General features: G+C 37.0%; 13 protein-coding genes. All 13 read left to right on the top strand.

The window, feature by feature from the left end; genetic code table 11:
• Positions 1-78: 78 nt before the first annotated feature.
• The gene (locus A5893_RS02565; protein WP_068820972.1) at positions 79-540 is read left to right on the top strand and encodes a hypothetical protein; all 462 of its coding nucleotides are present in this window, start codon (positions 79-81) and stop codon (positions 538-540) included.
• 207 nt (positions 541-747) lie between these two features.
• Positions 748-1,017 carry a DUF4134 domain-containing protein gene (locus A5893_RS02560; protein ID WP_232456798.1) on the top strand — a complete coding sequence of 90 codons (270 nt, stop codon included), beginning with the start codon at positions 748-750 and terminating at the stop codon, positions 1,015-1,017.
• Positions 1,018-1,030: 13 nt separating this feature from the next.
• The gene (locus A5893_RS02555) at positions 1,031-1,465 is read left to right on the top strand and encodes a DUF1896 family protein (protein ID WP_068820970.1); all 435 of its coding nucleotides are present in this window, start codon (positions 1,031-1,033) and stop codon (positions 1,463-1,465) included.
• 9 nt (positions 1,466-1,474) lie between these two features.
• Positions 1,475-6,952, top strand: coding sequence for a helicase-related protein (locus A5893_RS02550; protein ID WP_068820969.1), 5,478 nt, complete (start codon positions 1,475-1,477; stop codon positions 6,950-6,952).
• Position 6,953: 1 nt separating this feature from the next.
• Positions 6,954-7,289 (top strand): DUF4133 domain-containing protein, encoded by a 336-nt coding sequence (locus A5893_RS02545; protein WP_068820968.1) that lies wholly within the window; start codon positions 6,954-6,956, stop codon positions 7,287-7,289.
• Entirely contained in the window at positions 7,279-9,735 is a 2,457-nt protein-coding gene (locus A5893_RS02540) for a TraG family conjugative transposon ATPase (protein ID WP_068820967.1), read from the top strand. Before A5893_RS02545 ends, A5893_RS02540 begins: the two co-directional genes overlap by 11 nt.
• 14 nt (positions 9,736-9,749) lie before the next feature.
• Entirely contained in the window at positions 9,750-10,412 is a 663-nt protein-coding gene (locus A5893_RS02535) for a conjugal transfer protein TraI (protein WP_232456788.1), read from the top strand.
• Between the two features lie 279 nt (positions 10,413-10,691).
• Positions 10,692-11,048 (top strand): hypothetical protein, encoded by a 357-nt coding sequence (locus A5893_RS02530; protein ID WP_157687367.1) that lies wholly within the window; start codon positions 10,692-10,694, stop codon positions 11,046-11,048.
• Positions 11,049-11,055: 7 nt separating this feature from the next.
• Positions 11,056-11,679: a hypothetical protein gene (locus A5893_RS02525; RefSeq protein ID WP_068820964.1), complete on the top strand. Its 624-nt coding sequence runs from the start codon at positions 11,056-11,058 to the stop codon at positions 11,677-11,679.
• A 16-nt stretch (positions 11,680-11,695) separates the two neighbouring features.
• Positions 11,696-12,889 carry a conjugative transposon protein TraJ gene (traJ, locus tag A5893_RS02520; RefSeq protein ID WP_068821426.1) on the top strand — a complete coding sequence of 398 codons (1,194 nt, stop codon included), beginning with the start codon at positions 11,696-11,698 and terminating at the stop codon, positions 12,887-12,889.
• A 33-nt stretch (positions 12,890-12,922) separates the two neighbouring features.
• On the top strand, positions 12,923-13,534 hold the full coding sequence (gene traK / locus A5893_RS02515; RefSeq protein ID WP_232456787.1) for a conjugative transposon protein TraK: 612 nt from the start codon (positions 12,923-12,925) through the stop codon (positions 13,532-13,534).
• Entirely contained in the window at positions 13,531-13,866 is a 336-nt protein-coding gene (locus A5893_RS02510; RefSeq protein ID WP_068820962.1) for a hypothetical protein, read from the top strand. Before traK ends, A5893_RS02510 begins: the two co-directional genes overlap by 4 nt.
• A gap of 2 nt (positions 13,867-13,868) precedes the next feature.
• Entirely contained in the window at positions 13,869-14,945 is a 1,077-nt protein-coding gene (gene traM, locus A5893_RS02505) for a conjugative transposon protein TraM (RefSeq protein ID WP_068820961.1), read from the top strand.
• Positions 14,946-14,960 lie beyond the last annotated feature (15 nt).

Raw genomic sequence — 14,960 nt, 5'->3', positions numbered from 1 at the left:
TTAATAGTATCCTGATAACATTTGGCTTCTCCCCACATTTGTTTCAACAAAACGCAAACGAATTAAAATCTCGAAACAATGGAAAGCATCTCTTGGACCACATTTATGATTACCATTACCCTTTTGGTAATTACCTATTACATCATCGTATTCATTTATTGTTACGGACCGACTCTTAGTAATATCCTTCCTAAAGGATCAGATGACTTTTCTAATCCGCTGTTTATTGTTGATGACGATGAGGAGGTAGTTCCTGAAAATGCAGTTGAAACCAACGATTGGCAAGAACCTGAGCCGGAGATCCAGGAAGTAGATAGTCTGATTGAAGAATTAAATGAAGGAATCGGTTTTGCTGCTGATCATGAATATCAGCCACTGGCATTCAAGGCACACCTTGCCTCTATTATCAACAATTTCCCTAACCTGAAAGACTCTGAATTTCAGCCCGCTATTAATGAGTTGATAGTTAAGGAAAGTAAAGCGTATGGACTTACAGGATTGAGTGAGGAAGAGACCATGCAGTTATGGAATAGCAACTAAACCTCTTAAAAAAAAAGGCCACCATCCGTGCTTCTGCGTAGGCAGTAATCGATGATATAAATAGTATTGCGATGGTCGTAATTCCCTCCTCTCTGTTGCTACCTCAACGGAGAGGAAAAAGGGAAATCCTAATCAAAAAACAAAAAAACAGCTATGAAAAATATAACCTTAAAGAACATTGATCTTAAAAAACTAGCTATAGCAACAATGCTCATTGCCACTACCCTACCCATTTTCGCACAAGATGGTAATGCTGGAATTATGGAAGCTAACCAAAAAGTACGTAGTTATTTTGAAAGCGGGACACAATTAATGTATGCAGTTGGTGCCCTCATCGGTTTAATAGGCGCAGTGAAAGTTTACCAGAAATGGAATGCCGGAGATCAGGATACAAGTAAAGTTGCCGCAGCCTGGTTTGGGAGTTGTGTCTTTTTAGTGGTAGTTGCAACAATCATCAAATCATTTTTTGGACTATAAAATAAGCTGAACTATGCATACCATCTTGAAAACAAATCTTCACAGTTATATCTGCGAAAGCCACCCTGAACTGGTAGTTCATTTAGAAGAGACCTTTTCTTTAAACAATTATTTAGATGAGAAAATAGCCGCTATTGGTATATACCTGCAAAACCTCATAGAATCCGGAGAACCTAGTTATATCATTAAGGAACTTTGCATGAATCGATTGACGGAAGATCTAAAGCCCTCAAAGTTTATCTATTTAAAAGCATTATTAGAAGAAGAATTTGCAGGTGATTATTTGATGATGCAAGAAAATGGAACCTTGACTTTTGAGACCATCAACCTCATTCAGGAGGCGGGTCATTTGTTCAAAGAATTTCCAATTAATGCTGAGCGTGAAGACAATGATATGCTTCGTTATGCGCTCACCGCATTTATCAATGATTACCTAAAACAAAACTAGAACAGCTTTATGTCATTCCGCCCTGCTGAACAATTGACTGCCAACATCAATGCTCTTAAAATTGCATTAAGAACAGATGGTAATGACTATTTGCCTCCTAAAGAAATAGAGGAATTAAAAAATTATGGTGGTTTTGGTGGGATAAAAGCAATCCTTTATCCAAAGGCAGCCATAAGCCAATGGGAGAAATTAGGGGCTACTTCAGAGGATTTAAAACTCTATTCAAGTATGATGGAGTTCCATCAGCTGTTAGAGGGAAATCTATCCGCATATGACTATCAAGAAGCCATTTCTTCAGCAAAAAACAGTGTTCTTACTGCCTTTTATACCCCAGAATTCCTTCCTGAACTGATTTATAATTCTTTGGCTAAACTTCAACTTAGCCCAAAAAAGATTTATGAACCTAGCGCTGGTGCAGGAATTTTTATCAGCAAAGCAATCGAAAAATTTCAAAGTTTGGAGCGGGTGGAAGCCGTAGAAAAGGATTTGTTAACGGCGAGGGTATTAGCGACCTTATTGAAAAATATCCAGATTGAAAATCAGATTAATCATAATGGTTTTGAAGAATTAAAAGCTAAGCCAGCAAACGACCTTGTCATCAGCAATATTCCTTTCGGTAATTTTAGTGTGTATGACCAAACTATCGAAGACAATGATGTAAAATCCGGGATTCACAATTACTTTTTCGCAAAGGGTCTGGAACATCTTGGTGAAGGAGGTTTAATGGTTTACCTCACTACTGATGCTTTTTTGAACAGTCCTTCTAACAAACCAGCGAGAAGCTATCTTTTCAATAGGGCAGATTTTGTAGGATTAGCAGTCATGCCGGATAACCTCATGACGGACCATGCAGGAACAACTGCACCAACTCATCTCCTACTCGTACAGAAAAATACTTTCAAAGTTAAACTCAGTACAGATGAAATCTTGTTAGTTGAAAGCATAGCTAAACTCGATGGACAGCAAGAATATTTTGTTAACGAATATATTGAAAGCCATCCGGAGCTAATTTGTGGAGATCAAATAGATATTGGCACCAACCAATATGGTAAACCTCATTTGCGGGTTTTACAGAATGGCAAGCTAGATGGTATTTCTGATCAGTTATCAGCGATACTTACCAAAAGCCTGCTCACGAAATTTAACCGATCCTTATGGATCGATTTACAGGAATCTTTTGTAAAGCAAAAGGAGAAACAGCAGGTAACTATTACTTTCTTAAATGCCCCTGTCTTTAAGGTAAGTTCTAACATTGCACAGCTTGGACTTTTTGATGTCCCAAACGAAACAAACACCAATAGGGCGGTAGACTATTTGAGTGATCTGGATGAGGCTATCATTAATCCACAGACCGCAAAAGTAGTGAGTACTTTAAGTCGCAAATCAAATCCAAAACACGAAGGAATTGTTTTGGTCACGGCAAAAACCAAAAGTAATCAACGATTTCAATATAAATTATATAGTAATATCGCGGAGATCAAGCCAAGCCAAAAGTGGCTGAAGCTCCCTGAACTACAATACGAACTGAATAGAGTGAGCAAATTTATCAATGGTACTGACATAGAATTTGTTCAAAGTACAGCTCCATTTTTTGAAAATCCTTTCCATCTAGTAGCACACCAAAAAATCAGCATCAGCTTAAAGCCTTATGAAGAAATAGGGATGTTGTGGACTGATGGAAATATCATTGGAAGGCTAATTGAAACGGGTATAGCTAAAGACATCGCTGCGATGAGCCCAATTGCTCAACAAGATTTAGCCTTTTACAAAAAATACATTGACTTAAGGGATGCCTATCTAGCTTTCGATCATCAAGAAAATGTAGATAGCCCTGAAACCGAGGTACTTCGAATTAAATGTGATAAAAGCTATGACGCCTTTTTTAGTGCATACGGAAACTTAAATCTTCCCGCCAATAAGCGTAAGATCTTGGAGGACCATGCTTTTGGATTAATGATGCTGTCTTCAGTAGAGCGAATAGAGGGTGTTAGATTTTCAAAATCAGATATTTTAAAAGCTCCGCTTGCCCAAAAGGAAACTATATTTTTCACAAAAGATCCTATTGAAGCATTGGGCAGATGTTTGAGTGATTTGGGGAGAGTCGATATTCCACTCATCAGCAAAAGCTTAGGAAAGAGTGAATCTGAAACCTTAAATGCTCTCAAACTTCATATTTTTTATGATCCAGCAAAGGATGCCTGGGATACTGCTACTCAATATTTATCTGGAAACGTAGTCGAGAAACTTAAAGTAGTAACTGCTAAACATAAAAGACATCCAGAGGACGTCAATTTTATGGCCAGTTTAGAAGCAATTCGCAAAGTACAACCCGAACTCATCCCGTTTGAGATTCTTGATTTCAATTTTGGGGAGCGTTGGATTCCGTTATCTTTTTACGAAAGATACGTTTCTTCCCTTTTGGAGAGTGATGTGGAGATCACTTATTTAACCTCAATAGATTCCTTCAAGGTAAATTCAAACAACTACCTATCCAAGGCAAGGAATCAGTTCTCTATCACCCCAAAAAGTGGGAGGACTACCTATGCAAGTACACTTCTGGAACATGCTTTAGAAAACACAAATCCGCACTTTACCTATGAGATAAAAAGGGGAAATGAAACGATTCGCATTCCTGATAATGAGGCTATCCAACTGGCTTTTGAAAAGATTGAAGGAATCAGAAATGGTTTTGTAGCGTGGTTAAAAACGCTTCCTCTGGAAGAGCAAAATACCATCGAAAAACTTTATAACGAAAAATTCAACTGTTATGTCTTGCAGGAATTTGATGGAACACACCTAAAGTTTCCAGGATTAAAAAAGAACACTTTAGGGATTGAAGATTTGTATAGTTCCCAAAAAAATGCAGTTTGGCGGATTATCCAGAACAGAGGCGCACTGATTGACCATGAGGTTGGTTTAGGTAAAACCTTGACCATGATCGTGGCAGCACAAGAAATGAAAAGATTGGGTATCATCCAAAAACCGATGATATTGGCATTGAAGGCAAATGTGAACCAGATTACAGAAACCTATCAGCAGGCCTATCCCCATGCAAAGATTTTAGCTCCAAGAGAAAAGGATTTTACGCCAGACAAACGATTGAGGCTTTTTCATGAAATCAAGAATAACAATTGGGACTGTATCATATTAACGCATGACCAATTTGGGAAGATCCCACAATCACCTGAAAAGCAGCAGGAAATTTTAGGTCAGGAGATTGAAAACTTAGAAAAAGATTTGGCTACCCTCCAAAGTTTAGGTGGAACGATGTCCAAAAAATTATTGAAGGGATTGGAAATCCGCAAGAACAATTTAAACACCAAGCTTCAAAGTATCCTTCATAAAATAGAGAATCAAAAAGATACGGGAATCGACTTTAAGGAGATGTCCATTGATCATCTTTTCATCGATGAATCTCATAAGTTTAAGAATCTAGGATTTACCTCCCGTCATCAACGGGTAGCAGGATTGGGAAATACCCAGGGAAGTCAAAAGGCACTGAACATGCTCTTTGCGATACGAACACTTCAGGATGAGCAAGGGAGTGATTTGAATGTAACTTTCCTTTCGGGCACCCCGATCTCCAATAGTTTAACAGAAATGTATCTGATTTTTAAGTACCTACGTCCCAGGGAACTGGAACGTCAAAACATCAGCAATTTTGATGCATGGGCAGCAGTATTCGCAAAAAAGACAACTGATTTCGAATTTTCAGTGACCAATGAGATTGTTGCAAAAGAACGTTTCAGGCATTTTATTAAGGTCCCTGAGCTCGCCTTATTCTATAATGAGATCACGGACTATAAAACAGCAAAACATATCAATTTGGATAAACCCGAACTGGCCGAGGAGCTGATCAACATCCAGCCTACCCCCGAACAACGTGATTTCATCAGCAGATTAATGGAGTTCGCTAAAACCGGGGATGCAACCTTGATCGGAAGAGCTCCACTTACTGATGATGAAGATAAGGGGAGAATGCTGATTGCTACTAACTATGCTAAAAAGATGGCTGCGGATATGCGATTGGTGGATGAAAATCTTTACGAAGATCACCCCCATAATAAAGCCAATACCTGTGCAAGGAAGGTTGCTGAAATATATAGGGAAAGTCATCAACTAAAAGGTACGCAGATCATCTTTTCTGACATTGGAACGCCTAAACCTGACCGTTTCAATATTTACGATGCGATCAAGGATAAGTTGGTTCGCGACTTCAACATTCCCGGGGAGGAAATTACTTATATCCATGATTGGACAGACCTTAAAAAACCAGTGTTGTTCCAGAAAATGAATAAGGGAGAAATCAGGATTTTAATAGGCAGTACTGAAAAAGCGGGAACAGGTTTAAATGTACAGGCTAAAGTGGTTGCGATGCACCACATGGATATTCCGTGGAAGCCCTCGGAATTGGAACAAAGAAATGGCAGAGGTGCCAGGCAGGGGAATCTATTAGCCAAATCAGATTTTGGGAATAAGGTCAGGAATTTCATCTATGCTGTAGAGCAATCCTTGGATAACTACAAATTCAATTTACTAAAGAACAAGCAAACTTTTATCAGCCAGATGAAAAATTGCGGGTTGAGCAAGCGAAGTATTGATGAGGGTGGAATGGATGAACAGACCGGGATGAACTTTGCAGAATACGTAGCCATTCTTTCTGGAGACACCTCACTATTGGAGAAATCCAAATTGGAGAAAAAAGTGGCTGTCTTAGAAAGCTTAAAGACCGCTCATTTTAGACAAGTTTCTAAATATAGGTTTCAATTAGGAGATTTTGAGTCTCAACTTCCTAAGTCGAATGAAATACTCAAAGACTTAAGTAGAGATGCCAAACACTATAATGCTTCACTGCTATTTGAAAAAGACGGAACAAAAGCAAATCCTGTCAAAATTATGGGTTTAGAAAATCAGCCCAATGAAGCTATCGGCAAGTACCTGATCAACCTCCACCAAAACTGGAATCCTAAAGATGATTTCCAAGGAACAAAACCATTAGGGAAGCTCTACGGCTTTGAGCTTTACATTTCCCAAAAGCGGGAAGCATTTCAAAACAATGGAATAATAGATTTTGAACGAAGTAATTTTCTCTATGCCCAGCATCCAGACAGTATCATCAAATATAATTTCAATCATGGGCAACCTAATCTGGATAATCCAAAACTGGCGGTTAGGTATTTTTTGAATGCGATTGATAAAGTAAATGGCTTAAAAGAAAAACAGGAAAAAACGATTATCGAGCTCGAAAATGAGATCAAGTCAATCACTGAGTTGGTTAAACAACCTTATGAAAAAGAGGAACAATTAAAGGCCTTGAAAATAGAGCTTACTGAACTAGAAAAAGAAATCAACGCTAAGCTAACAAAACATCAGATGCCGGAAGAAACCGAAGAAGATAACATTAAAATAAACAAACAGGAAGCAATTGTCAGACCCATAAGTATCCCAGAAAATCAATCACGCAAATCTATTAGAATATCTATATAACATGAAAAGCAGTGTATATCCAATCAATAAGAATATCAATAAGCCGATAGAGTTTCGGGGACTTCAGGCACAATATATAGTGTATTTCGCTGGGGTGTTATTGGCTCTACTCATTCTTTTTTCAGTCCTATATATCGTTGGTGTCAATACCTATATCTGCTTAATGGTCATTCTTTCAACCGGTTTATTTTTCACCAAAAAAATATTTCACTGGAGTAATAAATATGGCACCCATGGGATGATGAAAATGTTAGCTAAGACTAAGATGCCAAAGGAAATTAAAAGTTATACCAGATCAGTTTTTTACTTAAAAAATCAAGATAGCTATGGAATATAATTTATTAAAACATTTCCCGATCAAGGGAATTGAACATGATTTTATCCTTTCAAAAAAGGGGGACTTTACGGCAGTGTTTGAGGTAGAATTACCTGAGGCATTTACACTTTCGGATGATGATTATGAAAATATCCATCAATCATGGGTCAAAGCGATTAAGATCTTGCCAAAGCATAGCATACTTCATAAACAGGATTGGTTTTTAAAGGAGAAATATACAGAAGTTACAACTGTATCGAATGACTTTTTAAAGGTTGCCAGTTCAAAATATTTTAAGGATAGGCCTTTCTTGGAGCATCGGAGTTTTCTCTTTTTAACAAAAAAACCTAAAGGTCGCGGAGAATGCACTTCATTACTTTCCAACTTGATCAAACCTAATCTAGTACCTAAGGATTGCTTGGACAAAAAATCATTAGCTGATTTTTCAGATACAATTAATCAATTCCAATCCATAGTCCAAGATTGTAAAGTAGTAAAGTTACGTCGTATGAAGGCCGTTGAATTAAGCAGTTCACCTAATGAAACTGGAATTATAGAGCGCTACAGCTTTCTAAACCAACAGGACGACTCACGTATCTTTAGTGATTTTCAGTTTGGAAATACTTTAAGGATTGGAGAGAAAGAGTTAAAGATTTATACCCTTAGCGATGCTTTAGAACTACCCCACTTTTGCGGTTCCAGAATGACTTATGATAAATTTTCCACGGACAAAACTAGATTTCCTGTCAGCTTTGCCGGGCATCTAGGATTACTCCTGCCATGTGAGCATATCTATAACCAATATCTATTTGTTGGAGATGCCAGCTCAACACTCAAAAAATTCGAGAAGAAAAGGTTGAGATTACAATCGCTGTCTGCCTATTCTAGGGAAAACTCAATTACACGGGACGCCACGAACGACTTTTTAAACGAAGCAATCAGTGAACAGCGTTTACCAGTAAAGGCACATTTCAATATTCAAATTTGGAGCGAGAATCAGCAGGAACTCCAGGTCCTCAATAATCAGGTGACTACGGCTTTTTCCAAAATAGACGCTTCGGTAAAAGCAGAAACTATAGGCGCACCACAACTATGGTGGGCTGGTATTCCTGGCAATGAAGCTGACTTCCCAATGAATGACACCTTCGACACTTTTGCTGAACAGGCATCATGTTTCCTTAATATGGAAACCAATTACCGCAGTTCATCCTCTAAAGCGGGAATCCGATTTTGTGACCGCATTGCATCTAAACCTGTAAATGTAGACTTGTTTGATGAACCGAGAAAAAAGGGACTTACCTCTAACATGGGCATGCTGGTTTGCGGAACTTCTGGTGGTGGAAAGAGCATGACGGTAAACCATATCCTAAGCACCCTTTTTAGACAGGGTGCGCATTGTGTAACGGTAGACATTGGAGGAAGTTATAAAGGTTTATGCGAATTGGTCAACGGCTATTATTTCACCTATACAGAAGAAAATCCGATCAAGTTCAATCCATTCTATATTGGAGAAGGGGACCAGTTAGATACCGAGAAAAAAGAAAGCCTCAAATCTTTATTGATTGCACTTTGGAAACAGGAAAATGACAGTTTTAACAGAAGTGAATATGTTGCACTTTCTGAGGCACTCCAAGGCTTTTATAATCAACAATATGAAAATCCAGCACTCTTCCCTTGTTTCGACAGCTTCTATGAGTATCTGAAAAATGATTTTTCAACTCTCTTAATATCACAAAAGGTAAAGGATAAGGATTTTGACTTAAGCAACTTTTTATATGTGTTAAGACCTTATTATAAAGGAGGTGAATTTGATTATCTATTGAATGCTAGAGAAAATCTTGATTTGCTCAATCAGCCATTTATTGTTATCGAACTGGATAACATCAAAGATCACCCCATACTTTTTCCCGTGGTGACACTGATTGTAATGGAGATGTTCATCTCCAAAATGAGAAAGCTAGGAAAAACAAGAAAGGTATTGACTATCGATGAGGCCTGGAAAGCAATTGCAAAATCTGGAATGGCAAATTTCTTAAAATATGCATTCAAAACCATCAGGAAGTTTAATGGAATACCCATAGTAATTACCCAAGAACTGGATGATCTGGTCAGCTCCCCTATTATCAAAGATGCAATTATTAACAATGCAGATATAAAAATCTTGATGGATATGAAGAAATACCTGAACAAGTTTGACCAGTTACAGGAAGTCCTGGGTTTATCAGAAAAAGGTAAGGCTATACTCCTTTCTGTGAACAAGGATAATCGAGAAATATTCATAGATCTCGGAGGTCAGGAAATGAAGGTATATAGAAATGAACTATGTCCAGAAGAATATTTTGCCTATACAACAGAAGGTGCAGAACGGGTAGAAGTAAATGAATATGCCCTAAAGTTTGGCAGTATAGAAAAGGGGATCATAAATCTAGTGAATGATAAACAAAAAGAAAGGGAGGTTTTAAGATGATTAGAAAATTGATAATGTTGATAGTAGTTTCAATGACCATATTCTTCTTACCCCATGAGGTAAAAGCGCAGATACCACTTGCAGAAGTGATCAAGGCTGGAGTCAAAAAAATCGTAAAAGCCGTTGACCTGAAAGTCCAACGCTTACAGAATAAAACGATTTGGTTACAGAATGCACAAAAGGTTTTGGAAAATAAGCTTTCAAAATTACGATTGGGTGAAATCTCGGATTGGTCAGAAAAACAACGCAATCTCTACAAAGATTACTTTGAGGAACTTAAAAAAGTCAAAACCGCTATTACCTATTACCACCGGATCAAAGATATTGGTCTGAAACAATCCAAGATACTAAAAGCCTATCAACAGGCTTGGGACTTAACAAAAAAGGACCCAAATTTTACACCCAAGGAGTTAATGTATATCTCTAATGTATACAGTGGAATATTGGATGCCAGTCTAAAAAATCTTGATGGAGTCATGCTTGTCATTACCGCTTTTCAAACGCAAATGTCAGATGCCGAAAGATTAGAAATTATCAGAGATGCGGCTGATCAAATTGATACCAATTATTTTGACTTGATGAGGTTCAATAGAGAAAATATCCAGCTCAGTATATCAAGGGCAAAGGGTAGTTCTGAGATTAATCAAATACGCCAATGGTACGGCCTAAATAATTAATATGAAAAGTTTAATCATTTATATGCTATGCTCACTGAGCATCGAAACAAGTTTTGCGCAAACATTTAACGAATGGTTTAGGCAAAAAAAACACAGGAGGAATATCTAATTCAACAACTCATAGAATTAGAGGTTTATACCAACTATCTAAAAAAAGGATACCAAGCTATTGATAATGGGTCTAAAACAATAAATAGGATCAAAAACGGTGATTTCACATTACATGATCTCTTTTTTGAATCCCAAAAGTCATTAAATCCAAAAATGCTCTTGAGTGGGATGGATATTGGCTCTTTAAAAAGTTTGATCTATCAACGGATACATCTTCTCAACAACTTCACCGCAAAGAACCAAATATTTAACGTTCAGCAAAAGACATATTTCAATGAGGTTCTTAAAAAAGTTAGGGAAGAGGAAATCCAACTGAGCAATCGCTATGACGAACTAACAAAGGATGATTACTTATCACTAGACGATGAGCATAGATTGGAAAGAATCAAAGATTTAAAAATGGATTACGAATCTCTTTATGGTTTCATCCGATATTTTGAAATCCAGGTGAAGAGCTATTCAAACCAAATTGAAAATGAGCAAACCGATCTCTCCTCATCAAAAAAATTATTAGGCATAAAATAGAAAAAATATGAAAAGGACATTATTGACCATAGGCTTCTGCTGCTGCTACTTTTTAGGTTTCTCCCAAAGTGCAGAAGTAAAGCAATTACTATTAAATGTAGAAAAATTGAAACAATTCAAGAATATCCTTGAGGATATGAAAAAGGGATATACCATCATCGACCAAGGTTATGGCACCATAAAAAAAATCTCTGAGGGGAGTTTCAGTTTACATGAAACTTTCTTGGATAATCTTCTGAAGGTAAGCCCAACGGTTAAAAAATATTATAGGGTAAATGAAATTATACACCTACAGATTAGGCTTGCTAAGAACTCAAGCTCCGCTCTCAAAGCGTTTTCTTCCAAAAAAGGATGGTCTCTGGAAGATTTCAATTACCTGCAATTAGTATTGAAAAGAATCGGAAAAAGTTCTTTACAAAACCTCGATGATTTAACGATGATACTCAGCGCAAATCAATTAAGAATGAATGATGATGAAAGGTTGAAAGAGATTGACCGAATTTATACAGAGATTTTGGATAAAACTCAATTTCTGGATGGTTTTCTCCAACAACAGCAAATGATTTTTTATCATAAAGAAAGGGAGCTCAAACAGATTGAGGCTTTCCGAAAGAATTATAGTATTAATTAACCTAATCAAAATAAATATGAAAAACTTCTTAAAACTCTTCTTAGTCCTATTTTCCATGTTGATTTTCCTCAACCCCGACACCTTAATGGCGCAGGATATGAATTCTGGTGCTTCAGGTCTTCATCTTATCTTGGATCAGCTTTATCAAGAGATGATGCCTTTATGTAGCAAACTGATCGGAGTTTCACAAGGAATAGCAGGCTTTGCCACAATTTGGTATATCGGATCCAGAGTTTGGCGACATATAGCCAATGCAGAACCTGTAGATTTCTATCCATTGTTACGACCATTTGTCCTGGGTTTCGCCATCCTGATTTTTCCTCAAGTTCTCAATCTTCTGAATGGAATATTACAACCTACTGTAAACGCGACTTCAGCGATGGTACAGGATTCTAACAAGTCTATAGAATTATTACTCAAGGAAAAAGAAAAAATGGTAAAGAATAGTGAATCCTATCAAATGTATATTGGAAGTGAGGGTGATGGAAATCGGGATAAATGGTATAAATATACCTACGATGATGACCCTGCAAATGAAGGAATGATGGCAGGTCTGGGAAATGATTTCAAGTTCAGCATGGCTAAACTCTCCTATAATTTCCGTAATTCCATCAAGCAATGGATGAGCGAGGTATTGAAAGTAATCTTTGAAGCTGCTGTTTTATGCATTAACACCTTAAGAACTTTCAATTTGGTTGTTCTTTCCATACTCGGGCCTTTTGTTTTTGGAATTGCAGTCTTTGATGGATTTCAACATACGCTTACTTCCTGGCTAGCCAGATATATCAATACATTTCTATGGTTACCAGTTGCCAACATATTTGGGAGCATCATTGGAAAAATTCAAGAAAAAATGTTAACGCTGGATATAGGGCAGATCAGTCAAAACAGCGACACCTTTTTCAGTAGCACTGACACAGCCTATCTGGTATTTATGATCATTGCTATAGTTGGATATTTTACTGTCCCTACTGTTGCAGGATATATTGTAAGCGCAGGTGGAGGTGGAGCAATGGTGCAGAAAGTAACGCAATTATTATCTACTTCTAGTACAGGTGTTGCATCTGCTGTTGGCTCGAGGATGTCTCAAGGTGCGGGAAATGTTATGAATGCTGGAGGTCAATTTGCCGAAGGTTATCGGAGTGCAGGAAGTGCAAATGATATTTCCAGTAAAGCAGGCTCTCATCTCAGTGGCAAATTGTCCAACTAATCACCATTAAAGAATTATAACATGTTCCATACTATGAAAAACCTAGATACTGCATTTCGTCAAGTCAGGATGTTTTGTTTAGTGTTCCTCTCACTTTGCTTTTTAATGACCTGTTATGCTATTTATAAAAGCTATGACGCAGTAAAAACTGCAAATTCAAGTGTTTATGTGATTGCAAATGGTCAGGTGATACGGGCAAAAAATTCTGAAAGGGAAGAAAATTTAGAAGTGGAGATAAGGGATCATGTCGAGACTTTTCATCATTTATTCTTCACTTTAGATCCAGATGAAAAGGTCATTAAGCAGCATATCCTACAAGCACTTTATCTAACGGACGGTAGTGCAAAACAGCTATATGATGATCTCCAAGAAAAAGGATTCTACACAAATATTATTTCAGGAAATATCAGCCAACGTATAAATATAGATAGTGTAGTGGTGAACTCGAAGATTCCCCCCTATTCATTCAGATGTTATGCGACTGAGGATGTCATTCGTTCAACCAATAATATTAAAAGAGCATTAGTGACTTCAGGAACAATCAGGGAGGTTTCGAGAAGCGATAACAATCCCCATGGATTTCTGATAGAAAACTGGAAGATCCTATTCAATCAGGACATCAAACCTTTAAATATTCAACCATGAGATTATTAAAAAGTGGAAAGAACAAAACAATCCATTTGGGGAAAGGGCAAACTTTTTTAGCAATAAAAATAGTAAATATCATTATCGAATATCAAATAAAAATTGCTACGAAGTTACAATCGGGTTTCAACAGATTATCCTTAACGATGCAGAAATTAATAATGATAATTTTCTTTTCGTTGGCAACCTCTTATTGCACTTCATTAATTTTTAAAAAGTCAATAAATCGGGTATCTATTGGATCGATAAAAGTGATACCTAACAAGAAATTAAGCAGCATTGACAGTATCAATAAATTAGAAATTATTTATCAAATCTATTTAAAACCATAATTATGAAAATCAATCTATTTAAAAAGCCAAATCAAAAAACCAGAAGATTTCTTTTGTTTTTACCAGTAATAACGATTCCATTTCTTACCCTGATATTTTGGATCATGGGCGGTGGAAAAGGTAATGATGTAAATGCCAAGACAACTGAACATCTATTATCTTCCCTACCCCAAGTAAACCTTTCTTCTGAAAAAGGTCTCGATAAAATGAAATATTATGATAGAGCTAGTGAGGATTCTTTAAAGTATAAAGAATTCAATAAGGATAATAATTATTGGGAGAAAAACTATCTCGATAACTCAGATTTGAACGATGGTGAACCGGCTACGATTTATCATTCGGAATCACAGGAAAAGGAATTCCAGTCAAAGCTGGATAAGTTGAATAAGGTTATTAATACGCCTCAAGGTCCTGATAACTATTCAGAATCAACTTCTGACGCAAGTGCTCAACAAATTAAAAGCGTTCAGGATAGATTGAATACAGTAAGCAAAGCTTCCGATCCAGAGCTTGAGCAATTGAATGGAATGTTAGAAAAAATCTGGCAGATACAAAATCCTAACTCTATTAAACAAAACTTTAAAGAACCTAATGATAATAATCCATTCAATGCAATTCCTGCTGTCATTGAAGGTAAGCAAAAAATTGGACAAGGTTCTGTCGTCAAACTAAGGCTCCTAGAAGAAATCAATATCCAAGGGCAAACAATTCCAAAAGGCCATTTCCTATTTGGTCTTTGCAGGTTGAGCAATCAAAGGATCCAATTGGACATCACAAATATCAGACTTGGCAAATCCATCATACCAGTTGATTTCACGACCTATGATATGTTAGATGGTATGGAAGGTATAAATGCGCCTGACGCATTAGTAAACGATGCGCTTAATTCTGGTTCAAATGATGCCATCCAAAGTCTTCAACTCCTTTCCTTGGATCAAAGTATGGAAACTCAGATTGCGGGTGCTGGAATTTCTGCAGCCAAGGGTCTATTTAATAAAAAGACTAGTCGTATAAGGGTAAAACTGAAAGATGGCTATCAAGTACTTTTAAAGAATAATAATAATTTATCTACACATTAATTAAAAACAAATACC

Origin of the sequence: Pedobacter psychrophilus (assembly GCF_001652725.1) — a bacterium.
Taxonomy (GTDB): domain Bacteria; phylum Bacteroidota; class Bacteroidia; order Sphingobacteriales; family Sphingobacteriaceae; genus Pseudopedobacter; species Pseudopedobacter psychrophilus.
This window is presented reverse-complemented; position numbering and strand designations above follow the sequence as displayed.